The organism is Symbiobacterium ostreiconchae (assembly GCF_055396975.1).
In genome coordinates this window covers 1,814,314-1,840,305 of sequence record NZ_AP042454.1, presented here as the reverse complement: position 1 = coordinate 1,840,305, position 25,992 = coordinate 1,814,314, and the positions used below count along the sequence as shown (strand labels likewise).

At 67.3% G+C, this 25,992-nt stretch carries 14 protein-coding genes, 12 tRNA genes and 2 rRNA genes; 8 read left to right on the top strand and 20 right to left on the bottom strand.

Going from position 1 to position 25,992, the window contains the following annotated elements; genetic code table 11:
- The 19 genes from ACZ5UM_RS08945 to pepF form a co-directional block, all read right to left on the bottom strand.
- Entirely contained in the window at positions 1–777 is a 777-nt protein-coding gene (locus tag ACZ5UM_RS08945) for an ABC transporter permease (protein WP_464843612.1), read from the bottom strand.
- A 307-nt stretch (positions 778–1,084) separates the two neighbouring features.
- A complete protein-coding gene (locus ACZ5UM_RS08940; protein ID WP_464843610.1) occupies positions 1,085–2,416 on the bottom strand; it encodes an MATE family efflux transporter in 1,332 nt (443 codons plus the stop codon).
- 367 nt (positions 2,417–2,783) lie between these two features.
- Positions 2,784–3,371, bottom strand: coding sequence for a hypothetical protein (locus ACZ5UM_RS08935; RefSeq protein WP_464843609.1), 588 nt, complete (start codon positions 3,369–3,371; stop codon positions 2,784–2,786).
- A 12-nt stretch (positions 3,372–3,383) separates the two neighbouring features.
- Positions 3,384–7,526, bottom strand: coding sequence for a S8 family serine peptidase (locus tag ACZ5UM_RS08930; RefSeq protein WP_464843607.1), 4,143 nt, complete (start codon positions 7,524–7,526; stop codon positions 3,384–3,386).
- Between the two features lie 837 nt (positions 7,527–8,363).
- Positions 8,364–11,713, bottom strand: a 23S ribosomal RNA gene (locus ACZ5UM_RS08925).
- Between the two features lie 369 nt (positions 11,714–12,082).
- Positions 12,083–13,647: ribosomal RNA gene (locus ACZ5UM_RS08920) — 16S ribosomal RNA — on the bottom strand.
- Together the 16S and 23S rRNA genes with 12 tRNA genes alongside form the textbook arrangement of a ribosomal RNA operon.
- A gap of 309 nt (positions 13,648–13,956) precedes the next feature.
- Positions 13,957–14,033: transfer RNA gene (locus ACZ5UM_RS08915), tRNA-Asp, on the bottom strand.
- A gap of 53 nt (positions 14,034–14,086) precedes the next feature.
- Positions 14,087–14,162, bottom strand: a tRNA-Val gene (locus ACZ5UM_RS08910).
- Between the two features lie 32 nt (positions 14,163–14,194).
- Positions 14,195–14,270, bottom strand: a tRNA-Ala gene (locus ACZ5UM_RS08905).
- A gap of 7 nt (positions 14,271–14,277) precedes the next feature.
- Positions 14,278–14,353, bottom strand: a tRNA-Gly gene (locus ACZ5UM_RS08900).
- Between the two features lie 4 nt (positions 14,354–14,357).
- Positions 14,358–14,432, bottom strand: a tRNA-Asn gene (locus ACZ5UM_RS08895).
- 5 nt (positions 14,433–14,437) lie between these two features.
- Positions 14,438–14,511: transfer RNA gene (locus tag ACZ5UM_RS08890), tRNA-Gln, on the bottom strand.
- Between the two features lie 17 nt (positions 14,512–14,528).
- A tRNA-Ser gene (locus ACZ5UM_RS08885) sits at positions 14,529–14,617 on the bottom strand.
- A 9-nt stretch (positions 14,618–14,626) separates the two neighbouring features.
- A tRNA-Glu gene (locus tag ACZ5UM_RS08880) sits at positions 14,627–14,702 on the bottom strand.
- Positions 14,703–14,707: 5 nt separating this feature from the next.
- A tRNA-Lys gene (locus ACZ5UM_RS08875) sits at positions 14,708–14,782 on the bottom strand.
- 45 nt (positions 14,783–14,827) lie between these two features.
- A tRNA-Ser gene (locus ACZ5UM_RS08870) sits at positions 14,828–14,917 on the bottom strand.
- Positions 14,918–14,923: 6 nt separating this feature from the next.
- Positions 14,924–14,999, bottom strand: a tRNA-Ala gene (locus tag ACZ5UM_RS08865).
- Positions 15,000–15,172: 173 nt separating this feature from the next.
- Positions 15,173–15,249: transfer RNA gene (locus ACZ5UM_RS08860), tRNA-Met, on the bottom strand.
- Between the two features lie 208 nt (positions 15,250–15,457).
- Positions 15,458–17,254 carry an oligoendopeptidase F gene (gene pepF, locus ACZ5UM_RS08855; RefSeq protein ID WP_464843606.1) on the bottom strand — a complete coding sequence of 599 codons (1,797 nt, stop codon included), beginning with the start codon at positions 17,252–17,254 and terminating at the stop codon, positions 15,458–15,460.
- Positions 17,255–17,535: 281 nt separating this feature from the next.
- Here pepF and ACZ5UM_RS08850 point away from each other — a divergent pair, with 281 nt between their 5' ends.
- The 8 genes from ACZ5UM_RS08850 to phoU all read left to right on the top strand — a co-directional run bounded on the left by ACZ5UM_RS08850 (position 17,536) and on the right by phoU (position 24,906).
- A complete protein-coding gene (locus tag ACZ5UM_RS08850) occupies positions 17,536–18,678 on the top strand; it encodes an MGDG synthase family glycosyltransferase (protein ID WP_464843605.1) in 1,143 nt (380 codons plus the stop codon).
- Positions 18,679–18,752: 74 nt separating this feature from the next.
- A complete protein-coding gene (locus ACZ5UM_RS08845; protein ID WP_464843604.1) occupies positions 18,753–19,607 on the top strand; it encodes a phosphate ABC transporter substrate-binding protein in 855 nt (284 codons plus the stop codon).
- A 25-nt stretch (positions 19,608–19,632) separates the two neighbouring features.
- A complete protein-coding gene (locus tag ACZ5UM_RS08840) occupies positions 19,633–20,340 on the top strand; it encodes a response regulator transcription factor (protein ID WP_464848327.1) in 708 nt (235 codons plus the stop codon).
- A gap of 13 nt (positions 20,341–20,353) precedes the next feature.
- Positions 20,354–21,679: a two-component system histidine kinase PnpS gene (gene pnpS / locus ACZ5UM_RS08835; protein ID WP_464843603.1), complete on the top strand. Its 1,326-nt coding sequence runs from the start codon at positions 20,354–20,356 to the stop codon at positions 21,677–21,679.
- Positions 21,680–21,723: 44 nt separating this feature from the next.
- Positions 21,724–22,590, top strand: coding sequence for a phosphate ABC transporter permease subunit PstC (gene pstC / locus ACZ5UM_RS08830; protein ID WP_464848247.1), 867 nt, complete (start codon positions 21,724–21,726; stop codon positions 22,588–22,590).
- Entirely contained in the window at positions 22,590–23,441 is an 852-nt protein-coding gene (gene pstA, locus ACZ5UM_RS08825) for a phosphate ABC transporter permease PstA (protein WP_464848246.1), read from the top strand. The genes pstC and pstA overlap by 1 nt, the downstream gene beginning before the upstream one ends.
- A gap of 41 nt (positions 23,442–23,482) precedes the next feature.
- Positions 23,483–24,226: a phosphate ABC transporter ATP-binding protein PstB gene (gene pstB, locus ACZ5UM_RS08820; RefSeq protein WP_464848325.1), complete on the top strand. Its 744-nt coding sequence runs from the start codon at positions 23,483–23,485 to the stop codon at positions 24,224–24,226.
- A 20-nt stretch (positions 24,227–24,246) separates the two neighbouring features.
- Entirely contained in the window at positions 24,247–24,906 is a 660-nt protein-coding gene (phoU, locus tag ACZ5UM_RS08815; RefSeq protein ID WP_464848244.1) for a phosphate signaling complex protein PhoU, read from the top strand.
- 410 nt (positions 24,907–25,316) lie between these two features.
- On the opposite strand, the gene ACZ5UM_RS08810 is transcribed toward phoU, so the two are convergent.
- Positions 25,317–25,991 (bottom strand): tetratricopeptide repeat protein, encoded by a 675-nt coding sequence (locus ACZ5UM_RS08810; protein ID WP_464848242.1) that lies wholly within the window; start codon positions 25,989–25,991, stop codon positions 25,317–25,319.
- Between the last annotated feature and the right edge of the window lies 1 nt (position 25,992).

Genomic DNA, 25,992 nt, shown 5'->3' with positions numbered 1-25,992 from the left:
TCAGCCGCCACCTCCTTCCCGGCCCCGCTGCCACGGCTCCAGCCGGCGCTTCAGCGGCCGGAGCAGCAGGTTCTCCATCGCCAGCAGGAGGATGACGACCACGGCGATCCAGGCGAACATGCCGGCCACGTTGAGGTTCACGCGCGCGGCGCCGAGGCCGGCGCCCATCCCCGTGCGGCTACCGGCCATCAGTTCGGCCAGCAGGGCGACCTTCCAGGCCAGGCCGAGACCGGAGACCAGCGCGGGGAACAGGTAGGAGAGCAGGTGGGGCAGGTAGACGTCGGTGACCAGCATGCGCCGGGGCGTGCGGAAGACGGTGGCCATCTCGATCAGGCCGCGGTCGACGGCGCGGGTGCCCTCCAGCGCCGCGGCGAAGATGATCGGCAGCACCGCGACCGTGATGGTGAACACCGGCGCCGAGCTGTTGGCGTCGAACCAGAGCAACGCCACGATGATGAGCGCCACCGGGGGCACGCCCTGAATGGCGGTGACCACCGGCGCCAGCGCCTGCCGGAGCGGCGGCAGCAGCCCCGCCAGCAGGCCGCTCAGGCCGCCCAGCAAGACGGCCAGCCCGAAGCCGGCCAGGGTGCGGACCGTGGTCACGGCCACCGCCGCGACCAGCGTCCCTTCCCGCACGAGGCGCACCAGTTCCCGGGCGACGTCCGCCGGCGTCGGCACCGCCCAGGGCGGGTACTGCCGCGCGGCCGCGTGCCAGACGGCCAGGCTCAGCCCGATGCCGAGCAGCCCCCAGAAGGGGCCGGCTGTCCGCTTCGCCACACGGTCACCTCCCCGCCGCCGTTTCCGTTCTCGCAGATGCCGCCCACGCCGGCCGCCCGGCTCACACGCCGGACACGGCCCGCAGGCCGGGCGTGGCTCGCTGATCGTGCACAGCTCACCCGCTCCCAGCCCCCGGGCGCACACGACCGTGCATGGGCGGGCCCGGGCACCGGTGCACGCCCGACCCCCGGGCGGCCTGCGTGCGTGCGTCAGGCCTCCGCCCAAATTGTAGCGCACCGCACGTCGCGGCTCCAGTGCGGGCATGAACCGGAAGGCCGGGCAGGACCAGGGCGGCCGGCCGGGGCGCTCAGACGGCCATCTCCTGCCAGCGGCCGCGCGTGAACCGGTGCCAGAACAGGATGAGCCGCACGACCCAGTCGCAGGCCGCCGCGATCCAGGCCCCGAACAGGCCCCAGCCGAAGATGTCGATCATCAGGTAGGCCAGGCTCAGCCGCACGCCCCAGCTGCCCAGCAGGGTGATGGCCGCCGCCGCCCGGGTGTCGCCCGCGCCCTGGAGGCCGCCGTTCAGGATCAGCACCAGCCCCATGGGGATGTCGGCCACGGCCGCGACCCGCAGGGCCATGGTGCCCAGGTGGATCACGTCCAGGTCGGTGGTGAAGATGCGCATGTACACCCCGGGAATGAGCAGGAAGCTGGCTGCCACTGCGAGGGTGAAGGCGCCGCCCACCCGCAGACCCTCCAGCATGGCCAGGCGGGCCCGCTCGGGATTCTGCGCGCCCAGCGACTGGCCGATCAAGGTGGCGCAGCTGGTCCCCAGGCCGAAGGCGACCAGCCAGATCAGGTCCTCGACGACGTAAGCGATCTGCTGGGTCGCGATGGCGATGGTGCCCAGCCGGTTGATGAGGATGGCGTAGACGATCATCGACAGGGTGGCGGCGGTGCGCTCGAGCGCCGATGGGGTGGCCACCCGCAGGGTGCGCCAGGCCATGTGCGGGCTGAACCGCCAGAGGGTGCGCCACCGGAGCGAAACCGGCCCCCGGCGGAGGAACAGCACGAGCGCCAGCCCCGCCGAGCCGAGGAAGCGGGCAATGGAGGTGGCCAGCGCCGCCCCCGCCAGCCCCAGGGCGGGGAAGCCGTAGTGGCCGAAGATGAGCGCCCAGTCGAGCACGACGTTCACCACGTTGACCCCGAGGGCCAGCAGCATCGGGATGCGCGTCTCGCCGACGGCCCGCAGCGCGGCAGACATGGTGATGAACCAGTACTGGCCGAGCAGACCGGGCACCAGGATCTGCAGGTAGCGCACGCCGTGCGGGTGAACGTCAGGGGGCGCGCCCATGAAGGTCACGATACGCGGCGCGCCGAAGTAGAGCCCCGCGCCCAGCAGCAGGGCCAGGACAAGGCCCAGCCAGGCGGCGGTGCTGACGGCCCGCTCCACGCCCTCGTCCTCCCGCGCCCCGGTGAGGCGGGACACCAGGGCGATGACGCCGACGCCCAGCGCGCCGGCCACGCCGAAGGTCAGCCAGAGTGGCTGGGTGACCACACCCACGGCGGCCACGGCGTAGGCGCCGACCCGGCCGACGAAGGCCATGTCCACCATCTGGGTGGCCAGGCTGAGCAGCTGCTCCATCGCCGTCGGCCACGCGAGATGGATGAGGTCGCGTCGAACCTGCTGACGCAAGCTCCTCTCTCCTTTTCCGTCGTCTGCTGTGATTGACGGGCCCTGTCGTGTGGAACGGGGTGAGGCACGAGAAAGGACCACCGCGAAGACGGTGGTCATCGCATATCCGGTGGTATAGGCAGTTCGACACTCGAACGTGCATTCCCTGCATGGCGGTGCGCGGCTGTCCGCAGCCTGCGCAGGCCGTGAAGCGGGGACGCAGGGGGTGCGCAGACGCGCCTGCCAGGCGGCGGCACGGACGAGACACGGGTCTGCCGGGGCGGCACACATGGGCCGCCGGATGCGGTACGCATGGGCCGCCGGAGGCGGCACGCGCGGACCCCCGGGACTGCGGAAGGCGCAGCCCCGGGGGTCGGCTCACAGCGGGTTACGGGTTGTTCCGGACCTGCTCGGCGCTGACCGAGAAGGTGACAGACGATGCACTCAGCCCCTGGAACTCGTTGTTGGTGCCGAGCGGCAGGCTGACCTCGAAGGTCAGGGTCAGGATGTCGCCGGGATCCAGCTCGATGGCCGGTCCGCGGAAGGGCTCGCCCTCCTCATCCAGGAAAGCGCTCAGCTTCCCGGCGGCCACTTCCAGTCCGTACTCGTCGGTGACCCGCACGTACAGCTGCTCGGCCAGGGTCTTGTCGGCGTCCTCGGGCATGGTGGCGCTGATCTTGGTCATGCGGGCGGCCAGCGTCCCGACGTTCTGGATCTCAAACCAGCGGACCTGCGTGTCGCCCGGCGCCCACTCGCCGGTGGGGTTCAGCCCCTGGTCGCCGCCCAGGTAGAACATGGGGCCCGGGACCGTGTCGCCGCCGCCGCGCCGGCCGTCAAGCCGGAGGGTGCCGGCCACGAACTCCTGCGAGGAGGGGCCCGCCTGGTCGGTCAGCAGGGCCAGCGTGGCCCCGCCGACGCCGAAGGCCGCGATGGTCGCCCCTGTCGCCAGCAGCAGGTGCAGCTTCCTCATCTTCATGCCGTCACCCCCTTAGTCCAGCGTGACCGTGATCTGGTTGCGGAGCTTGCGGTTGACGTAGACCTGGATGGTCACGGTGTCGCCCGAACCGAGGCCGTACCGCTGCGGGTCGAACGGCACCCGGTAGACGCCGTCCTCGTAGGTCAGGCCGCCGCCGTTCATCACGAAGGAGGTGACGACCGCACCGCTCCCGGCGTCCAGGATGCGCACCAGGGCCGAGGGGTTCTCCGTCGGGATGTCGTTGACCAGCCAGTGGAACTCGATGACGAACCCGTCCGCGGGCTGCACGGGACCGAAGTCATCCGGGAACACGGCCTCGGCCAGCTCGCTGACCACGATCACGTAGGCCTCGTGGACCGTGACGCTGTAGTTGGGCAGGCGCCCCTCGGGATCGTCGAAGTGTACCTTGATCGGGTAGCTGCCCTCCGGCGAGGCGGCTGTGGCGGTGGTCGAGTACCGCACCCGGATCGACTCATCGCCGGCGATCAGGCCCGTCACCGTGCCGGTCAGCTCGGGGTTGTCCTGGCCGATCAGCCGGGTGACGGAGTGCGGTGTGACCACGAGCTCGGCCTTCTGGATCGGGATGACCAGGTCGGCGAAGGCCGGCGCCTCGTCCGCACTGCCCTCAAACTGAGCCCGCAGGATGCAGTCTCCCGCCAGGAGCGGCGTCACCGTCGCGGTACCGTTCTCGGTCGGGCCGACTTCGCAGATGTCCTGCGTCAGCGAGCCGATGTGCGCGGACTCGTGCCTGGCGGTCACGGTGAACGGCTCGTCGCCGTAGGTCACCTGCTCGGGCCAGTCGACGAAGCCGGTGTTGGCGGGCGTGGCGTTGATGCCCACCACCTGCGCCCGGGTGCCCTTGCGGTTCAGGGGATGCAGGAGCAGGAGGCCCTTGGTGCCGTTCGCCTCGTAGTTGGCCCGGTTGTACTCGATCGGCACGCCGTTGCCCGGCTGGGCATCCCAGAAGGGCAGCCCGTCGTACCAGCCGAAGTACGTGAAGTCCAGGCCGGGATTGGCGTAGTCGTAGGTGTACCACGGCGTCTCGTCGATCACGCCGTATGTCCAGTGCTCGGCCACGACCCGCCACTCAAACTTCGTGGTGGTGTCGTCCAGCCCCACGTCCCCAACCCAGACGGGGAAGATGATCACGTTGTTGTTGAACATGCCCGTCTGCAGCCAGGGAGCGAAGTAGAACCCGTTGTTGTACGGGTAGCACCCGTCTTCGACGCACAGGATCATGACGTCGGTGATCTCGTACGAGGCGCCGACCTGGAACAGGGCCCGGGTGTTCACTACGGAGTAGATCTTGTCGCTGCCCTCGGGCCGCACCTGAACCTCGTAGTAAACCTCCTCCGCCGGCGTGGACCGGTCGGCGTGGGTGACGATGCCGAAGTAGAGCTCGCTGTACGACGGCGGGAGCCCCCACGGGATCCAGGCCTGGGAGTCGGTGGTGACGCCGGCATACTGGATCACGGCGGTGATCGCGCTGGGCCCGATGCCGGCAGCCTTGTCGAGGCTGTCCACCGTGCCGACGTGCTGGAGCTCGAACGGAATGACAAACGAGTAGTAGTCATAGGCGGAGAAGTCGCCGGTGTCCAGGCCGGTACCCTCCATGCCCAGGATGGCGAACTCGCTGTCCCCCGTGAACATGAGGCTGTCCTCGGTCATCCGGATGTCAGCCGCAGGCCGGGCGGTCACCCAGACAGGCACCCGCAGGGCCGCGGTGGCGCCGGGAGCGCTGTTGATCGGCCGCAGCAGGATGACGCCGCTGTGCTCCGGGATCCAGGCACGGTCAAAGCCGAACTGGGTCTCCGGGACCGTCGGGTCGTGGGTTGCGCGCATCTGGGCGGCGTCCGCGGTGAGCCGCACCCGGAAGGTGGCAGAGCCTCCGGCAGGCACCGTCACGTCCCCGTCGGGGAAGCTGTACCGCAGGCCTGGAATCTCCGCGAACATGTCCACGCTGGGCCGGTAGGTGACCGAGCGGTTGGTGTGGTTGACCACCTTCACCCGGCGCTCGAAGGTCGCCTGACCCACGACCTCGACGGCGCCGAAGGAGACGCTCACCGCCCCGGGGTCGTCGGCGCTGTAGGCCACCACCTGGTTCGCCACGGCCGCTGCGGCGTCCACCCGGCCGGCGCCGACCCGGGACTGGCCGTAGCGGCTGCCCTTCTGGCCGAGCTCCTCGTAGAGGTCATGGCCGGCGGTGTTCATGACCAGCGCCTTGATCTCCTCTACCGTCCAGTCGGGGTTCTTCTCGCGGAGCAGGGCCAGGATGCCGGCGACGTGCGGAGCGGCCATCGAGGTGCCGCTGAAGGAGACCCCCTCCGTCCCGCTGCCGGCCCACGCCGAGAAGATGGAGACGCCGGGCGCCGAGACATCCGGCTTCAGGGCGTTGCCCTTGCGGGGACCGCGGGAGCTGAAGTCCGCCAGGGTGTCATTCCGCTCCGGAGCGTTGATCGTCACGCGGCCGAGCCACTCGTTGCTCAGCGTCGCCACGACGCCCCGGTCCAGGTTGTCCTTGATGGCCTTGGCGGCCGTGCTGACCGTCAGGATGCTGGGGATGCGGTCGTTGCCGGCGATGGCCGTCGTGAGGAAGGGGCCGGGCTCGGCCATGATGATGCCGACGGCGCCGGCGTCGGCGGCATTATTGGCGCGGGCCGCCGAGCCGCACGGGAAGGTCGCCTCGCCTTCCGGGATCCAGTCGACGAAGACGATCTTGCCTTCCAGCGCCCCCTCAGGCCAGGCGCTGCAGCCGGCGGGGTTGACCGGGTCGTAGACCACCGGCGCCGTGACCGGCTCGGTCATCGCCAGCCAGTTATAGCTCTGGCCGACGGTGCCGCCGTACAGGCCGGCCACGTCTTCGGGGGCGTCGATGCGGAAGCCGTCCGCCACGTCGACGGCGTCAGCCTGCGCCGCGACGCTGATCGCGCGGGTGGCGGTCGACGGGCTGCCGGTGATGTAGAAGACGTCGCCGGAGTTGCCGGCGGAGATGGCGAGAAGCACGCCGGCCTGGGCGGCGTTGTTGGCGGCGCGTGCGCTCGGGTCGTCAGGGCCGCCGAAGAGGGAACCCAGCGACAGGTTGGCGACGTCCATGCGGTCGGAGTAGTCGCCGTCCCCGTTGGGGTCGACCACCCAGTCGAGGGCCTGGACCGTCAGGCCAGTGCTGCCCTCGCACCCGAAGACCCGCAGCGCGTACAGCTCAGCGAGCGGCGCCACGCCGGGGCCGATGCGCATGGTCTCCAGAGGAATGGTGTCGTCATAAGGCCCGGAATACGTCGTGCCGTCCGCATTCACGCCATAACCCGCGATGGTGCCGGCTACATGGGTGCCGTGACCGCCGCCCCTTTCGAGCGGGCAATCCATCGGGTTCGGGTCCGGCTGCGGAGTGTTTCTGCGGGGATCGTCGGAGCTGGCGTCATAGTCGTCGCCCGCGAAGTCCCAGCCGCCGGCCACTTTCACGTTGGGGAAGTACTCGTTGAGCTCGGTCGTGTCCAGCTCGTAGGCCTCGGGCGTGCCGGGACCGCCGAAATTGGTATGGATGTAATCAATGCCCGTGTCGATGACGGCAACCTTGATGCCTTCACCCAGGACGCCGTAGTTCCGCCACACCTCCGGCCCGCCGATGAGCGGTACAGAGCCCACGTGACCCCGCTCGTGCAGTTCCATCACCGTGACGGACTTCACGCCGGGAAGCCGGCGGATGGCCTCGGCCCCCGCCTCGTCCGTGCGCACGGCAATGCCGTTCAGCACGTTCTTCACCTGGTACAGAATCTGGACGCCGCTGCCGGCGCCCCGGAGGGACCGCATCTGCCGGATGACATCGTTCTGGGCGCTGTCGATCTTCCTGAGGTGTTCCTGGGTACGCTGCGTGAGGTTGTGGGTCTGGCCCCGCATACGTGCCTCGGCCTGCATCTCGACCCCGGACGGATCCTCGAGCTCGACGAAGTACTGGCGTGTGCCGCTCGGCCGGATGACCTCCACATTCTGCAACTTGGTGCGTTCCGTTCTCGTGGACTCACCGGTGGAGAAACGCTTTTCGACCGGCACCGCCATCCGCTCCGGATCAGCAGGATTGGCAAACGCCATCCCCGAGCTGACCGAGAGCAGCATGGACGCTGTCATCAGTCCGGACAGCAGTCGCTTCGTCCCACCCATTCACTCCCCTCCTGTCGACGGTATAATCGGATGCACAAGTCACTATAGCCTGTTTATTCGGCTGTTTCAACGAGCAGCTGGCAAATTCACCCATTCGGGTGACCCAGAATCGCGGGCCTCCGCCCGTCCGCTCGTCCAAGACCCTGTCAGAGCGCCGATCAAAGGGGTTTTCGGTGTCGCGCCCATGACTTACAGGTTCATCCCTTCTAACCCCAACAGAGTAATTTGACCATACCTGGACGATTGAAGGGCTGCAGACCACGGCCGCAGGAAGGCGGCTGGCCGCGGCCGGCGCGCGAAAAAGACCGCCGCATCGTCTGCGGCGGTCTCCAAATCAGTTTGGGCAGCGACCTATTCTCCCCCTTGCGGAGTACCTTCGGCCCTGGAGGGCTTAACTTCCGTGTTCGGTATGGGAACGCCCTATCGCCGTCCGCTGCGCGGACGGCTACCGGGCTGCGGCAACCCTTCGGGTTGCCTCCGGGTGATCCCCTCCGGCTCTGACACGCCTGCAGCAGCAGAAGACCGCCGCATCGTCTGCGGCGGTCTCCAAATCAGTTTGGGCAGCGACCTATTCTCCCCCTTGCGGAGTACCTTCGGCCCTGGAGGGCTTAACTTCCGTGTTCGGTATGGGAACGCCCTATCGCCGTCCGCTGCGCGGACGGCTACCGGGCTGCGGCAACCCTTCGGGTTGCCTCCGGGTGATCCCCTCCGGTATCGCCACCCAAAAATTGTGGACTGTAGGTAGGCGATCCTCGGAACCGCCATCGGCAGTTCCTGCGGACGCCTGGGTCCTACCCTCAAAACTGCACAGCGATCTGCACACGCTCCGGCTTCAGCGAAATCAAGCCCTCGGCCGATTAGTACCGGTCCGCTCCACGGCTTGCGCCGCTTCCACTCCCGGCCTATCTACCTGGTCATCTTCCAGGGGCCTTACTCCCTTGCGGGATGGGAGATCTCATCTTCGGGCCGGCTTCGCGCTTAGATGCTTTCAGCGCTTATCCGTTCCGGCCTTGGCTACCCAGCTGTACCCCTGGCGGGATAACTGGTACACCAGCGGGCCGTCCACCCCGGTCCTCTCGTACTAGGGGCAGTTCCCGTCAAATCTCCTCCGCCTGCGATGGATAGGGACCGAACTGTCTCACGACGTTCTGAACCCAGCTCGCGTACCGCTTTAATCGGCGAACAGCCGAACCCTTCGGACCGACTTCAGCCCGAGGATGCGATGAGCCGACATCGAGGTGCCAAACCTCCCCGTCGATGTGGACTCTTGGGGGAGATCAGCCTGTTATCCCCGGGGTAGCTTTTATCCGTTGAGCGACGGCCCTTCCACTCGGAACCGCCGGATCACTAAGCCCGTCTTTCGACCCTGCTCGACCTGTCTGTCTCGCAGTCAAGCCCGCTTCTGCCTTTACACTCCCCGGATGATTTCCAACCATCCTGAGCGGACCTTTGGGCGCCTCCGTTACCTTTTGGGAGGCGACCGCCCCAGTCAAACTGCCCACCTGGCACGGTCCACGACCCCGTTGCAGGGGCCCGTGTTAGAACTTCGATGCTGCGAGGGTGGTATCCCAACGGCGCCTCCACCGAATCTGGCGACCCGGCTTCGCAGGCTCCCACCTATCCTGTACACGCACCACCAAAATCCAATGCCAGGCTACAGTAAAGCTCCACGGGGTCTTTCTGTCCAATCGCAGGTAACCTGCATCTTCACAGGTATTGCAATTTCACCGGGTCCCTCGCTGAGACAGTGCCCAAGTCGTTACGCCATTCGTGCGGGTCGGAACTTACCCGACAAGGAATTTCGCTACCTTAGGACCGTTATAGTTACGGCCGCCGTTTACTGGGGCTTCGGTTCAAAGCTTCGGCCTTCCGGCCTGACCTCTCCCCTTAACCTTCCAGCACCGGGCAGGCGTCAGCCAGTATACGTCGCCTTCCGGCTTAGCACTGACCTGTGTTTGTGGTAAACAGTCGCTTGGGCCTCTCCTCTGCAACCCTCCCCCGCTCTGCGGCGTCTCTCCGCTCACGGTCCGAGGGCCATCCTTCTCCCGAAGTTACGGATGCATTTTGCCGAGTTCCTTAGCGAGGGTTCTCCCGCGCACCTGAGGATTCTCTCCCCGCCTACCTGTGTCGGTTTGCGGTACGGGCACCCCGGGTCTCCCTAGCGGCTTTTCTCGGCAGTGTGGCGTCAGGGGCTTCCCTACTTCAGTTCGGTCGGCATCGCGTCTCACGTTTAGCCCGGCGGACTTCCCTACCGGGCCACGCTACCCGCTTACCCCGGCTCAACCAGCGGCCGGGTCCCCCTAGCCTCCTGCGTCCCCGCATCGGTCAAGCGACCCGTAGGTGGTACAGGAATGTCGACCTGTTTCCCATCGCCTACGCCATTCGGCCTCGGCTTAGGTCCCGACTGACCCTGAGCGGACGAGCCTTGCTCAGGAATCCTTAGGCTTTCGGTGGACAGGATTCTCACCTGTCTTTTCGCTACTCATACCGGCATTCTCACTTCCATGCGCTCCAGCCGTCCTTCCGGTCGACCTTCGACGCACATGGAACGCTCCCCTACCGCGTGAGCAGTGAGATGTGAGTAGTGAGTAGTGGGCTATTGCAACCTCTGCATCAGCGCGTAAATCTGCTTCCCGAGCTGTTCGTACTCGGATATCACCTTGTCCATGGCAGCGATCTCGTACCCGAGATCCCTGGCCAGACTCAGCACGAACATCTCGTTGGCAGACCCCAACGCCATCCGCAAGAAGTGTCGGAAGTCAGCGGCCGACTCGCGCCGACCGAATCCCTCGGCGATGTTCGCCGGTATCGATACGGCTGCGCGACGCAGCTGCTGTCCGAGCTCGAACTGTTCGTGCGCCGGAAAGCTTCGGGTCAGCCGGTGTACCGTCAGCGCCAGCTCATAGCTCCGCTGGTACACCCGCAGATCCCGAAAACTCCGGACCGCACTCACTGCTCACCACTCACCTCTCACCGCTCACACCCGCAGCTTCGGTGTCCTGCTTAGCCCCGAGTATTTATGGCGCAGCGTCATTCGACCAGTGAGCTATTACGCACTCTTTCAATGATGGCTGCTTCTAAGCCAACATCCTGGTTGTCTCTACAACGCCACATCCTTGCCCACTTAGCAGGAACTTCGGGACCTTAGCTGGCGGTCTGGGCTGTTTCCCTCTTGACGACGGACCTTAGCGCTCGCCGTCTGACTGCCGGCCATACTTGCTGGCATTCGGAGTTTGACTGAGTTCGGTAACCGGTAGGGCCCCTAGCCCAATCAGTGCTCTACCTCCAGCAAGCTCACATGCCGACGCTAGCCCTAAAGCTATTTCGGGGAGAACCAGCTATCTCCCGGTTCGTTTGGCTTTTCACCCCTATCCACAGCTCATCCGATAGCTTTTCAACGCTAACCGGTTCGGGCCTCCACGGGGTCTTACCCCCGCTTCACCCTGGCCATGGATAGATCACCGGGTTTCGGGTCTACAGCCACTGACTACGCCCTCTTCAGACTCGCTTTCGCTTCGGCTCCGGGCCTGAGGCCCTTAACCACGCCAGTGACCGTAACTCGCCGGTTCATTCTTCAATAGGCACGCACTCACCCACGTACGGGGCTCGTACTGCTTGTAGGCACACGGTTTCAGGGTCTCTTTCACTCCGCTCCCGCGGTGCTTTTCACCTTTCCCTCACGGTACTGGTTCACTATCGGTCGCCAGGCGTATTTAGCCTTGGAGGGTGGTCCCCCCGGATTCCCACGGGATTCCTCGTGTCCCGTGGTACTTGGGATCCGCCCAGCGGTGCCTCGCCTTTCGCCTACAGGGCTTTTACCTTCTGTGGCGGGCCTTTCCAGACCTCTTCGGCTAGACTCGGCAGCATCGCTTTACGGGCGTCCCGCAACCCCAGCAGCGATGGCTCGCTGCTGGTTTAGGCTCCTCCCCGTTCGCTCGCCGCTACTGAGGGAATCTCGGTTGATTTCTTTTCCTCGCCCTACTGAGATGTTTCAGTTCGGGCGGTGCCCCCCCACAGCCTATGGATTCAGCTGTGGGTGACTGGCCATTACGCCAGCCGGGTTGCCCCATTCGGAGATCCCCGGATCTACGCCTGCTTGCGGCTCCCCGAGGCTTATCGCAGCTTTCCACGTCCTTCATCGGCACCTGGCGCCCAGGCATCCACCGTGTGCCCTTCCCAGCTTGATTTCGCTGAGATGCACGCTTCCCGCGTTGCCTTTGCGTGTGTTCACTGTGCAGTTTTCAAGGTACGACGCTGCTGCAGGGAACCCAAGGTTCCCGAAGCAGCACACGGCGCTGCAAAGCAGCCCGTGGTCCCGTGCGGGAGCGAAGCTCCCGCAGGCACTCACTGAGGGGTTCGAAGATCCTGAGTCAGCAAGCGTGCGGGCCGGAACAGCTCTCACTGCTCACAGCCCACTGCTCACCGCTCATCTCGAACCCTCAAAACTAAACAGTGCAGATTCGGTCCGCCCAGCGGCCGTCAGTTTCCCTCAGCCCGTTTTGATGGGCTGAGGATCGACCTCGGAGTCTCCCCTTCTCAGGGGCTGCGCTCCTTAGAAAGGAGGTGATCCAGCCGCACCTTCCGATACGGCTACCTTGTTACGACTTCACCCCAGTCACCGGCCCCACCTTCGGCGGCTGCCTCCCTTGCGGGTTAGCTCACCGACTTCGGGTGTTGCCAGCTCCCATGGTGTGACGGGCGGTGTGTACAAGGCCCGGGAACGTATTCACCGCGGCGTGCTGATCCGCGATTACTAGCAACTCCGACTTCACGCAGGCGAGTTGCAGCCTGCGATCCGAACTGGGACCGCCTTTCGCGATTGCCTCCCCCTCGCGGGTTCGGGGCGCTCTGTGGCGGCCATTGTAGCACGTGTGTAGCCCAGGACATAAGGGGCATGATGATTTGACGTCATCCCCACCTTCCTCCGGTTTGTCACCGGCAGTCTCGCATGAGTGCCCACCTTGACGTGCTGGCAACATGCGACAGGGGTTGCGCTCGTTGCGGGACTTAACCCAACATCTCACGACACGAGCTGACGACAACCATGCACCACCTGTCTCACCGTTCCTCTCCGAAGAGAGGCACCCCCGCATCTCTGCAGGGTTCGGTGGATGTCAAGCCCTGGTAAGGTTCTACGCGTTGCTTCGAATTAAACCACATGCTCCGCTGCTTGTGCGGGCCCCCGTCAATTCCTTTGAGTTTCAACCTTGCGGCCGTACTCCCCAGGCGGAGTGCTTAGTGCGTTAGCTCCTGCACGAGGGGGGTCGATACCCCTCACACATAGCACTCATCGTTTACGGCTAGGACTACCAGGGTATCTAATCCTGTTTGCTCCCCTAGCTTTCGCGCCTCAGCGTCAGTGACTCCCCAGGCAGCCGCCTTCGCCACTGGTGTTCCTCCCGATCTCTACGCATTTCACTGCTACACCGGGAATTCCACTGCCCTCTAGAGCACTCAAGCCCGCCAGTTTCAGAGGCACCCCCGGGGTTGAGCCCCGGTCTTTCACCCCTGACTTAACAGGCCGCCTACACGCCCTTTACGCCCAGTAATTCCGGACAACGCTCGCCCCCTACGTATTACCGCGGCTGCTGGCACGTAGTTTGCCGGGGCTTCCTCGCCTGCTACCGTCAAACCCCGCCCATTTCCTGACGGGGCCCTTCTTCGCAGGCAACAGAGCTTTACAACCCGAAGGCCTTCTTCGCTCACGCGGCGTTGCTGCATCAGCCTTTCGGCCATTGTGCAAAATTCCCGACTGCTGCCTCCCGTAGGAGTCTGGGCCGTGTCTCAGTCCCAGTGTGGCCGGTCGCCCTCTCAGGCCGGCTACCCATCGTCGCCTTGGTGGGCCGTTACCCCGCCAACCAGCTAATGGGCCGCGGACCCCTCCTCTGCCAGCGCCACTGACTCCAGCGCCTTTTCTCCCAGCCCCATGCGGGACCGTGAGCTTATCCGGTATTAGCAGGCCTTTCGGCCTGTTATCCCAGAGCAGAGGGCAGGTTATCCACGTGTTACTCACCCGTCCGCCGCTGGGCTTCAGGGCCGAAGCCCCGAAGCCCCGCTCGACTTGCATGTCTTAGGCACGCCGCCAGCGTTCGTCCTGAGCCAGGATCAAACTCTCCGTGGAAAGCTTGACTTTGGCTCCTTTGGAATACCGGCTCGCTCGGCTTCCCTCTTCTGCACTGTCTAGTTTTCAAGGTTCGAGATCCGCTGCCGCCGTCAGGCGACAGCTTCACCAGTTTAGCAAGTTCCCGGCGTCGTGTCAACCGGCCAGTTCGTGCCACTTGGCCGTTCCGGCCGGCCCGCCGACAACCAGAGACCATCCTACCAGTAATGCCGACCGGATGCAAGCCCCAGTTGGCAGCCTGCCTGGCAGGAGCGGCGCCGCTGGCGCAGAGCAGACGAGGCCACCCGGACCGGGCGGCCTCGCCCTCGCTGGCGGAGGCGACGGGATTCGAACCCGCGATCTCGGCCGTGACAGGGCCGCATGTTAGGCCTCTACACCACGCCTCCAACAATATAAGGCAGGCGCTCCGCAGAAGCGCCTGTCGCCTTGAAAAGCGACCTGGTGCGCGGTAGAGGGATCGAACCTCTGACCTCATGAACGTCAATCATGCGCTCTCCCAACTGAGCTAACCGCGCATTTCGTTGCGGCGACGCGGACGCCGCCGCGCTGGTGGAGCTAAGGGGAGTCGAACCCCTGACCTCTTGAATGCCATTCAAGCGCTCTCCCAACTGAGCTATAGCCCCAAACCGCTGGAGCGGGTTACGAGACTCGAACTCGCGACCTCCACCTTGGCAAGGTGGCGCTCTACCAACTGAGCTAAACCCGCAGGTTGGCTCCGGCAGTAGGATTCGAACCTACAACCCTCCGGTTAACAGCCGGATGCTCTACCGTTGAGCTATGCCGGAATCTGTGGTTGGGGATCTAGGATTCGAACCTAGACTACCTGATCCAGAGTCAGGCGGGCTACCGTTACCCCAATCCCCAGTCTGCAACAAATCCGATGGCGGAGAGGGTGGGATTCGAACCCACGGTGGCTCATCACCACACCGCTTTTCGAGAGCGGCACCTTAAACCACTCGGACACCTCTCCGGAGAAAGGTGGTGACCCCAAGGGGATTCGAACCCCTGTTTGCGCCGTGAGAGGGCGCCGTCCTAGGCCTCTAGACGATGGGGCCAGCTCTGGTGGACCGCGTAGGACTCGAACCTACAACCTGCCGATTAAGAGTCGGATGCTCTACCATTGAGCTAGCGGTCCGTCCATCAGTGTAGCAGGTATTCTGCCCGTTGTGAAGACCCAAGTTGGCGGAGAGGGTGGGATTCGAACCCACGGTACGGTTTCCCGTACACAGCATTTCCAATGCTGCACCTTCAACCACTCGGACACCTCTCCGGAATCTGGTGGAGCTAAGGGGATTCGAACCCCTGACCTCGTGAGTGCGATTCACGCGCTCTCCCAACTGAGCTATAGCCCCACGAAAGCGGCGCACCGGACCGGTGCAGCCCGGCGACCGTGACCGGCCGCCGCCAGGTGACAGCTTCACCAGTTTAGCAAGCCTCCGGCCGTTCGTCAACCGGTAACCGCATCCCAGCGCTGCCGCCCTGCAGACAACTTCGGAAGCGGACGGCGCCGCTTCCGAAGCGAGGTTGGTTGCGGGGGAGGGATTTGAACCCTCGACCTCCGGGTTATGAGCCCGACGAGCTACCAGACTGCTCCACCCCGCGGTGTTCAGTTGAGCGGGACGCCGCCGCTCCGGCCGGCGGCCCTGTTTCATCCCCGCAGGCAAGTATTGTATCAGCTCCGTTCGGCGCCGTCAACTGTAAATTCGCGGCAGACGGCGAACCGACGCCCGGCTCCCTGCAGCCGCGGACCCGCTGCACGGGGCGTGCAGCGGGTCCGCGCCCCGCACCGTTTGTCGGCACTGTTTCCTGCTCAGAAACTCTGCTCCAGTTCATCCACCAGCGAACCGACGAAGGCGATGGCCGTGCGCATCGGCCCCGGGGTCGAGAAATCGACCCCGGCCATCCGTGCCAGGTCCACGGGCTTCAGTGTGCCACCGGCCTTCAGCACCCGCAGCCAGCGCTCCACGGCGGGCTGGCCCTCGTCCTGGATGGCCTGTGCGACCGCCGTCGCGACAGTGAGTCCCGCCGAGTACGTGTACGGGTAGAGCCCCATGTAATAGTGGGGCTGGCGCATCCAGGTGAGCTTCGCATCCTCGTCGATCTCCACCTCGCCGCCCCAGAACTGCTTCAGGATCTCGCCCTTCGTCTCGGACAGGGTGACGGCGGTGATGGGCGTGCCCTGCTCCGCCAGGGCGTAGATCCGGCGCTGCAGCTCCCCTTCCAGCAGGTGGCGCACGAAGTTGTGGTGGTACGTCGAGAGCAACTGCATGATCACCCATCGGCGCAGGCGGCGGTCATCGGTGCCGCGCAGGATATGCTGGCCGACCAGCAGCTCGCTCAGCGTCGACGGCGCTTCGATGAAAAACGTCGACGGGCGCGCGTTGAGCACCGACTGGTGCCGCTGGGCCAGCGTCAGGTGGCAGGCGTGCCCCAGTTCGTGCGCGAGCACCAGCACGTTTCGCATGGTGCCGGCCCAGGAGATCAGGATAAAGGGATGGACGCCGTAGGGCGACGAACAGAAGGCCCCGGTGGACTTGCCGACGTTGTCACACCAGTCGACCCAGCGGTCCGTCAGCGCGGCGCGGACGATGTCCGCGTACTCGGGTCCCATCACGGCGAGGCCGTCGCGGATGATCTGCGCGCCTTCGGCGAAGCTGACCGAGGGGTTGTACTCGGGATCCAGCGGCGCCTCGATGTCGCAGTAGAGGAGCCGGTCCAGCCCCAGCACCCGCCTGCGCAGCCGGGCGTACCGGCGCATATGCGGGGCGAGCTCGGTCTGGATGACGTCGAGGATGTTATGGTAGACGTCGATGCTGACCTCCTGGGGCTCGAGCAGCATGTGCGCCGTGGACTCGTACCCCCGGAGCCGGGCCAGCACCACGTTCTTCTTCACTTCGGCCGCAAACGCCGCCGCGAGGGTATTCTGGTACCGGCGCAGCCCGGCGGAGAAGCTGCGGAAGGCCGCCCGCCGGATCCCGGCGTCCGCGGAACGCTCCAGGCTCTCCTCGTAGGTGGAGAAGGAGACCGGCACCGTTTTGCCGTCTGCCACAATGGGGTCAAAGCGCATGTCGCCGGCCTGGGCCTGGTTGTAGATGACGTAGGGCGCGCCGGTCACCTCGCTGAGCGCGGCCAGCGCCGACTCCGTCTCGGGATGCAGGGTGTGCGCCCGCCTGGCCAGGACCTGTTCCAGCCAGCGCCTGAACGGCCCGAGGCCGGGCTCCTCGTCCAGGTATCGCTCCACCGTGCCTTCCGGAAGGGCCAGGAGTTCAGACGGCAGGAAGGCGAAAGCCGCGCCCATCTGCGCCATCAGGGCCCGCCCGCGGGCGTTCACGGCCTGGTTGCGGGGATCGGATCCGTCTTCGGCGAAGCGCAGCGATGCGTACGCGGCCGCCCGGGTCATGCGCTCCCGCAGCCGCTCGTACTCCGTCAGGCAGGCCAGGAGCACGCCGGCCCCCTCCCCCAGCCTTCCCCGGTACTGCGTCACGCGGGTCGCGGCCGCCGCAATCTCCTCCACCTCGCGTTCCCAATCACTCTCTGTCGGAAACAGATCGGTAAGCCGCCAGGTCTGTTCCTCGGGAACCTCTGCCCGTGTCCGTCGCTTCGTCACCGCGCTGGGTCCTCCTTTCGGTCGCGGTCGCGCAGTGCGCGGCCCCGATTCGGCGCGGGCATTCAGCCGCGCGCCCCATCTCCCCGCTTGTTTCGCTGCCCAACGCCCCGACGCCTGCACGCGCACCGCATCCGGGCGGCACGCGTGCAGCGGAACGCACCCGGATTGCCGGGTTCCGCACGCCGGCGCCCGAGCCGGCCGCCCCGCCGCGCGCAGGACTGCGCGGCGCGATCAGCGAACTACTGAGGACTGCTTTGCCTACGCACTTCGGAGGTGGCTCCGTGCCGACACGCGTTCTGCTCCTTTCCGCCGAGTTCGGCTCCGGTCACCAGGCCGCGGCAGAGGCCATCGCGCAGGCCTGCCGAACCCTGTCGGCCGACTGTGAGGCTGTCGTGGTGCAGTCCCGCAGCCCGCTGCTGGGACTCGTCGTGCGCGCCTACCTCTGGCAGATCCGGCACACGCCGGGCCTTTACCGGCGGCTGTACCGGCTGCCGCCCGGACGGCCGCTGCGGTGGCTGGTCATCCGGGTGCTGAGCGGGCCCGTCCGGCGCGCCCTGGAGGCGCACCGGCCGGACGTCGTGGTGGGCACCCATCCTTTCCCGGCCGGCGCCGCGCTGCACCTCATGCGGACGTCGCAGCGGCGCCAGGTGCCCGTGGTGATGGCCCTGACCGATTTTGCGCCCCACGGATTCTGGATATGGCCCGGCGTCGCCCGCTACTGTGCGGCGTCGCCGGAGGCGGCGGGTGAGCTCGTCCGCCGCGGAGCCGAGTCCGGCGCGGTCATGGCCACGGGGATCCCCGTGCGCACGGCACTGCTGGAAAGCGCGCGCCGCGGCGACCCCGCACCGGCCGGCGCTGCAGGTTCCGCCTCCCCGCTGCGGCGGGTCCTGGTCATCGGCGGCGGACTCGGCCTGGGGCCCATCGCCAAAGCCGTCGACGCCCTCCTCGGCCTGCCCCGCCGGGAGCTGCGGGTGACCGTGGTCTGCGGCCGGAACGAGGCCCTGCTGGCCCAGATCGGCCGCCGCCACGGCGACGATCCGCGCCTCACGGCCCTCGGGTTCACCCAGGACGTCCACCGGCACATGGCCGCAGCCGATCTGCTGGTGACCAAACCGGGCGGCATCACCTGTGCAGAGGCGCTGGCCCTGGGCGTGCCGATGCTGCTGATCGATCCCCTGCCCGGCCACGAAGAGGAGAACGCCGCGTACCTCGCCTCCACCGGCGCCGCCCGGGTCGTCGGCGCGGCGCACCTCGCGGAAGCGGCGGAAGAGCTGCTCTTCCGCCGCCCCGAACGGCTTCGGGACATGGCCGCTGCGGCCCGGCAGGCCGGCTCCCCCGCCGCGGCCCTGACCATCGCCGCCGAGGTCCTGGCGCTGGCCGATGCGCCGCGCGCCAGGACGGTGAGGATAACGTCTTCATCTTAACCAAACCTTAATATCGGTGCGCTACAGTAGATGGTGGCATGCCCAACCTTGGGGAAGAGGTGACGAAAAACCCGATGGCTCGACTTCGCAGTCGCGGGCTGGCGGCCGTCCTCCTTCTGGCCTCGCTGCTCCTCGCCGGGTGCGGCAGCCGCCCGCAGGCCGATCCCAACGATCCGCTGGCGGGCACCATCACGGCCAGCGGCTCCACCGCCCTGCTGCCGCTCGCCTCGCTGGCAGCGGAGATCTTCATGGAGCAGCACCTGAACGTCACCGTGAACGTCAGCGGCGGCGGCTCGTACAATGGCCTGCAGCAGGTGGCCAGCGGGGCTGTGGACATCGGGAACTCCGACATCCCGGCCGCCGGTGAGCTGGCCGCCGCGCTGGTCGAGCACCGGGTGGCCATCGCCCCGTTCGTCATCATCGTCCACCCGGATAACCCGGTGGACGGCCTGTCCCTGGAGCAGCTGGCCGGGATCCTCACGGGCGAGATCACCAACTGGCGGGAAGTGGGCGGCCCCGACCTGGAGGTGATGGTCGTCAGCCGGCCGCAGTCCTCGGGCTCCAGGGCCACCATCGTCGAGAAGGTGCTGGGGGGCGAGGGCGACATCACCCCCCAGGCCCTGGTGCAGGACTCCAACGGCAAGGTCCTGACCACCGTGCAGTATACCCCGGGGGCGATCGGCTACATCGACGCCTCCTACTACCGGCCGTCCAAGGTGAAGGCGCTGGCGCTGGGCGGCGTGGCCTACTCCCAGGACGCCGTGGAGGCCGGCCAGTGGCCGATCTGGACCTACGAATACATGTACACCAAGGGCGAGCCCGCCGGGCTTGTGCGCGCCTTCCTGGACTTCGTGCTGAGCGAGGAGTTCCAGGAAGAGTACGTGCGCGAGCTCGGCTTCGTGCCGATCACCCAGGAGATTGCACGCTGATCTGCCCGCGCCCCCTGCGTCGGAGGTGTTCCCTGTGCCCGAGCGGATACTCGTCGTCGATGATGAGCCGTCGATCCTGGAACTGGTCGCGTACAACCTGCGCCGGGCAGGATACGAGGTGCTGACCGCGGACAATGGGGAGGACGGGCTGCGCCTGGCCCGGGAGGAGGACCCGGATCTGGTGATCCTGGACATCATGCTGCCGGGCATCGATGGCTTCGAGGTCCTGCGCGCCCTGCGGCGCCACTCCGATCTGCCGGTGCTGATGCTCACCGCCCGGGGCGAGGAGATCGACCGGGTGGTGGGGTTTGAGATCGGCGCCGACGACTACGTCACCAAGCCCTTCAGCCCCCGGGAGCTGACCGGGCGCGTGAAGGCGATCCTCCGCCGCACGCGGCGGGGCGGGGACGGGCCCGACGGGCAGAGCCTGGTGCTGGGCCCGATCACCATCAACTTCGAGAGCTACGAGGTCCTGCGCGACGGCCGGCGCGTGGACCTTACGCCCACCGAGTTTCAGATCCTGGGCGTCCTGGCCCGGTCGCCGGGCCGGGTCTTCACCCGGGACGAGCTCGTGGACCGGGTCATGGGACCGGACTTCTACGGCGACGTGCGCACCGTGGACGTGCACATCCGGCACCTCCGGGCGAAGCTGGAGGAGAACCCCTCCGAGCCGAAGCTGATTGAAACGGTGCGCGGCGTCGGGTACCGGTTCGCCGTGACCAGGCGCCGGTGAGGCGGGGACGGCCATGAGGCGGGAATACCGCCCGGCGCTGCTGTGGTTCGCCCTGCCGCCGGCCGCAGGGCTCGCGGCCGCCGCGGCCTACCTGGCCTCCGGCCGGCTGGAGGCGGCCGTGGCCCGGGGACCCGGGGCGCCGGAGCTGATCACCGGACTGGTGCTGCTGGCGGCCCTGCTGGTTCCGCCGATCTACGGGTACCTGGAGGCCAGCGGGGTGGCGCGAAGCGCCGCGCGCCGCGCGGACGCCGCCCTGCGGCGCGCCGAACGCAGCGCCCAGGAGCGGCTGGACCGGCTCCTGCTGGAGAAAGCCCAGATGGACGTGATCCTCCAGCACATGGCCGACGGCATCCTGCTGGTCGACCAGCACCGGCGGATCGTGCTGGTGAACCCGGCCGCGGCGCGCATGCTGGGCGTGTCGCCGCACGAGGCCTTGGGGCGGGACCACCTGGAGGTCACCCACCACTTCGACCTTGACGAGCGCATGGCCCGGGTGCTGGCCACCGGTGAGCCCGAGACGCTGGAGATCCGCCGGGCCCAGCCGGAGGCGCAGATCCTCGAGGCCCGGCTCGCCCCGGCGGTGAGCGGCGGGGAACGCTCCGTGCTGGTGATGCTGCGGGACATCACACGCTCCCGCCAGCTGGAGCAGATGCGCACGGAGTTCGTCTCCAACGTGACCCATGAGCTGCGCACCCCCCTCACCTCCATCCAGGGTTTCGCGGAGACGCTGCTGGAAGGCGCGCTGGAGGAGCCGGAAACCGCCCGTCACTTCGTGGAGATCATGCTGCGGGAGAGCCGGCACCTGGGCGTCCTGATCGACGAGCTGCTGGACCTCTCCCGGGTCGAGTCCGGCCGGTTCCGGATGCAGCGGCGCCCCACCGCTCCGGGGGATCTGGTCGCCACGACGGTGGGGCGGCTCGCCCAGAAGGTTGAGCGGGCGGGGCTGCAGCTCTCGGCCGACGTGCCGGAAGGCCTGCCGCCGGTGAACGGCGATCCCGACCGGCTGGTCCAGGTGCTGAGCAACCTGGTGGAAAACGCGATCAAGTATACGCCCGCGGGCGGCCGGGTGACGCTCTCGGCCCGCCACGAGGGCGGGCGGGTCCTGATCGCGGTGGCCGACACCGGCATCGGCATCCCCCGGGCCGACCTGGGGCGCATCTTCGAGCGGTTCTACCGGGTGGACAAGGCCCGCACCCGCGCCACGGGCGGCACCGGCCTGGGGCTGGCGATCGCCAAGCACATCGTGGAGGCGCACGGCGGCACGATCGCGGTGGAGAGCGAGGTCGGGAAGGGCAGCACGTTCACGGTGATCCTGCCCGCCATGGCCGGGCCGGAGTAGGCCCGGGTAACAGCACTAGCCTATGACCACGGAGGAGGGGTTCGATGGACCGGGTGCGCACCGCAGACCGCCTGGCGCGCAACGTAATCACCGCGTGTGCGGTCCTGGTTGCCCTGGTGATCGCCGCCATCCTGCTCTTCGTGGGGTCGGAGGGTCTGCGGCTCTTTGCGGACGTCTCGCCCCTGGAGTTCTTCTTCAGCCCCGTCTGGAACCCGCCCCTGGGCCGGTTCGGCGCGCTGCCCTTCATGGTGGGGTCGGTGGCAGTGACGGCGATCGCGCTCCTGATCGCCGCCCCGCTGGGGCTGGCCGGCGCCATCTTCATGGCGAAGATTGCGCCGGGCTGGATGCGCACCGTGCTCCGCCAGGCCTCCAACCTCTTCGTCGGCATCCCGTCGGTCGTCTACGGCTACCTGGGGATGACGCTCCTGGTGCCGTGGGTGCGCGACCATCTGGGCGGACAGGGCTTCGGCGTGCTGGTGGCCGGCGTCGTCCTGGCCATCATGGTGATGCCCACCGTCCTCGGCATGGCGGAGGACGCGCTGCAGGCGGTGGACCCCGCCATCGAGGAGGGATCGCTGGGCCTGGGCGCCACCCGCTGGCAGACCATCTGGCACGTGACCCTGCCCGCGGCCCGTCCGCGCATCCTGGCGGCGATCATCCTGGCCTTCGCCCGCGCGTTCGGTGAGACGACCGCCGTGCAGATGGTCATCGGCAACTCGCCGGTCCTGGTGCGGTCGCTGACCAAGGGCACGTCGACGCTGACCTCGCAGATCATCATGGAGATGGGCCAGACGCCGCCGGGCTCCCCCTGGAACCGGGCGCTCTTCATGATGGCCTTCGGGCTCCTGATCGTCTCGCTGCTGATGATCCTGCTGGTCCGCTGGGTCAGCAACCGGGGGGTGGCCCGCTGATGACCCGACAGCAGCTTGCCGACCGGGTGGCCACGGCCGTGCTCTGGGGGGCGGGGATCCTGATCCTGCTCATCCTGGCCGGCTTCCTGCTGCCGATCCTGATCGAAGGCCTGCCCGTCATCGACTGGCAGTTCCTCACCTCCCGCTCCAGCGCATTCCGGGCCGGCGGCGGCGTGGGGGCGCAGCTCTTCAACACGCTCTACATCACCGGCCTGTCGCTGCTCTTCTCCTTCCCGGTGGGCGTGGCCGCCGGCATCTACATGGCCGAGTACGCCAAGCCCGGCCGCCTGACCGACCTGATCCGGCTCTCGGTGGAAGCGCTGGCCTCGGTGCCCTCCATCGTGCTCGGCCTGTTCGGCATGATCCTCTTCGTCAACTATATGGGCTGGGGCTTCACCATCCTGGGCGGCAGCCTGACGCTGGCCCTGCTGAACCTGCCGGTCCTGGTGCGGAACACCGAGGAGGCGATCCGCGGCGTGCCCCAGTCGTACCGGGAGGGCTCGCTGGGCCTGGGCGCAACCCACTGGCAGACCATCTGGCGCGTGGTCCTGCCCAGCGCCCTGCCGGGCATCCTCACGGGCCTGACGCTGGTCGCGGGCCGCGCCCTGGGTGAGACCGCCGTGCTGATCTACACGGCCGGCGTCACCGCCTCCCGCCACTTCCCGAACCCCGACGTCATGGTCGCCGGCGAGACGCTGGCGGTGCGCATCTGGTCGGTGACGTCGGAGGGGCTGGTGCCCGACGCGGACCGAATCGCGATGGGCAGCTCCGCCCTGCTGATTCTGCTGGTGCTGCTCGTCAACTTCGTGATCGCCCTGCCGCTGTGGCGGTACCGGCGGCGCATGCGGTAGTCGAGAAGGAGGCTGACCTGACGTTGGGCGAGACGATACGGATGCGCGCGGAGGGTGTGGACCTGTACTACGGCAGCTATCGTGCCCTGCGCTCCATCAGCCTGGAGATCCCCGCCAACCGGGTCACGGCGCTCATCGGCCCTTCCGGCTGCGGCAAGTCCTCCTTCCTGCGCTGCCTCAACCGGATGAACGACCTCATCCCCGGCGCCCGGGTGGAGGGCACCATCACGCTGGACGGCACCGACATCTACGGCCCCGGCGTGGATGTCGTCGCCCTCCGGCGGCGGGTCGGCATGGTCTTCCAGCGGCCGAATCCCTTCCCCATGTCCATCTACGACAACGTCGCCTACGGGCCGCGGATCCACGGCGAGAAGCGCAAGGCCGTGCTGGATGAGCTGGTGGAGCAGTCGCTCCGGGGCGCCGCCCTCTGGGACGAGGTCAAGGACCGGCTGCACCGGTCCGCCCTGGGCCTCTCGGGTGGGCAGCAGCAGCGGCTCTGCATCGCCCGATCGCTGGCGGTGAAGCCGGAGGTGCTGCTCATGGACGAGCCGGCCTCGGCCCTGGACCCCATCTCCACGGCCAAGATCGAGGAGCTGATCCGCGAGCTCCGCGCCGAGTACTCCATCGTCATCGTGACCCACAACATGCAGCAGGCGGCCCGCATCTCCGACTACACGGCGTTCTTCCTCTCGGGCGAGCTCATCGAGCACGGACCGACCGGCACCATCTTCACCAATCCGAAAGACCAGCGCACAGAGGACTACATCACCGGCCGATTCGGCTGAGCAGAAGGAGGTTTGGGCCCATGGCTGCCCGTTCGGCGTTTGACGAGCAGCTTGCCCACCTGCAGCGGGACATGCTGCGCATGGGCGTGTTCGTGAACGAGGCGATCGACAAGGCGGTGCAGTCCCTGCAGAAGATGGACCGGCAGCTGGCCCGGGAGGTCATCGAGGGCGACGAGGTGGCCGACCGGATGGCCATCGACCTGCAGCAGCGCTGCCTCCAGCTCATGGCCCTGCAGCAGCCGCTGGCGCGCGACCTCAGGGTCATCGGTACTGTGCTGAAGGTGGTCACGGACCTGGAGCGCATGGCCGACCACGCGACCGACATCGCCAAGGTGGTGCTCCGCCTCGACTGCCCCGCCCCGCCGAAGCCGCTGCTGGACATCCCGCTCATGGCCCAGCGGGTCCAGGAGATGAACCGGGAGGCGCTGGATGCCTGGGTGCAGGGCGACTCCGAGCGGGCCCGGCGCATGACGGAGCGGGACAACGAGATCGACGGTCTCTACCGCAAGCTCTTCGACGACCTGCTCCAGGTGATGCAGTCGGACCCGAAGTCGGTCCGCACCGCCACCTACCTGCTGCTGGTGGCCCACTACCTGGAGCGCATCGGGGACCACGCCACCAACCTGGGCGAGTGGACGATCTACCAGGAGACCGGCGAGCTGAAGGACCTGAATCGATAGGTACAGTACGGCCAGGCCCGGACGGGCCTGGCCGTGGTGTTGTTGCTGCCCTCCAGGCCGCCGGGGCGGTGGTGCGGCGTCGGCGGGGCCTGCACGCTTTCGTTGGCACGAATGTGCACTTTTCTCGAACCCTTGCGCCGCAAGCGTTTCCAGCGCCGCATCCCCGGCAGCCCTTGTCCCGACTGGGGTTCACGGAAGTGCACATTCTTGCCACTCGCCTCAGTAGCCGCCGACCACCCTCCCCCCGGCGCGCATGGCGGGAAGGACAACGATGGCGGAGTCCGCGCGCAACGTGCACACTGCATGGGCGCGGCCGCGCCGGACACGCGCAGACCCCCGCTGCACGGAGGCCTTCACGGCCACCGTGCAGCGGGGGCGAAACCGTAATCACGCCCCGGGGGCGCCAACCTTCACCGGGTCTGCATCTGCCCGAGGCGCGCCCGCCACAGCCAGCGGCGCTCCCGACGCCGCATCTTCGCGGGGATGTACCGGTAGTTGCTCACCGCCTCGTCAAACAGCCGCCGCGCCAGGGCCGTCTGCCGGCTCGCCCGGCACAGATGGCCCGCACGGGTGAGGATCTCGACGCTCTCGAACTGCTCCAGCGCGCCGACAAGCTCTTCGATCCGGTCGTCATCCCGGCGCTGCGCCGCCTCCTCGATGAGGTAGAGGTAAGGCTCGCCGTAGGCGACGTTGGGCTGGAGGGCCAGGGCCTTCTCCAGCATCGCGCGCCCTTCGTCCCCCCGCCCGAGCCGCACCCAGGCGGCGCCCAGCAGGAAGTGGGCACGGGCGCTGTCCTCACCGCGCGCCAGCGCCTGCTCCAGGTACTCCGCGGCCTGTGCGGCGCGCCCGCTGCGCAGGTAGTGTTCGCCCAGTTCCACCATCGCCCGCACGTCGGAGGGATTCACCTGCACAGTGTAGCGCAGGCTGGCGATGCGCCGCCGGTGGTGGAGGAAGGCCATAACCGCAGCGCCGATACCGAAATAGCGGTGGTCCAGGTACCAGAGCACCAGCAGCAGCAGGAGCAGCTGCCCGAGCGGCGTGCGGAGCAGCCACGAGATCGCCAGCAAGAGGCCGAATGTTTTCACC

Coding starts and splice junctions, on each gene's coding strand:
- ACZ5UM_RS08935 (WP_464843609.1), bottom strand. CDS start 3,371: ATGAAGATGAGGAAGCTGCACCTGCTGCTGGCGACAGGGGCGACCATC.
- phoU (WP_464848244.1), top strand. CDS start 24,247: ATGGCTGCCCGTTCGGCGTTTGACGAGCAGCTTGCCCACCTGCAGCGG.
- pstA (WP_464848246.1), top strand. CDS start 22,590: ATGACCCGACAGCAGCTTGCCGACCGGGTGGCCACGGCCGTGCTCTGG.
- ACZ5UM_RS08930 (WP_464843607.1), bottom strand. CDS start 7,526: ATGGGTGGGACGAAGCGACTGCTGTCCGGACTGATGACAGCGTCCATG.
- pnpS (WP_464843603.1), top strand. CDS start 20,354: ATGAGGCGGGAATACCGCCCGGCGCTGCTGTGGTTCGCCCTGCCGCCG.
- pstB (WP_464848325.1), top strand. CDS start 23,483: ATGCGCGCGGAGGGTGTGGACCTGTACTACGGCAGCTATCGTGCCCTG.
- pstC (WP_464848247.1), top strand. CDS start 21,724: ATGGACCGGGTGCGCACCGCAGACCGCCTGGCGCGCAACGTAATCACC.
- ACZ5UM_RS08845 (WP_464843604.1), top strand. CDS start 18,753: ATGGCTCGACTTCGCAGTCGCGGGCTGGCGGCCGTCCTCCTTCTGGCC.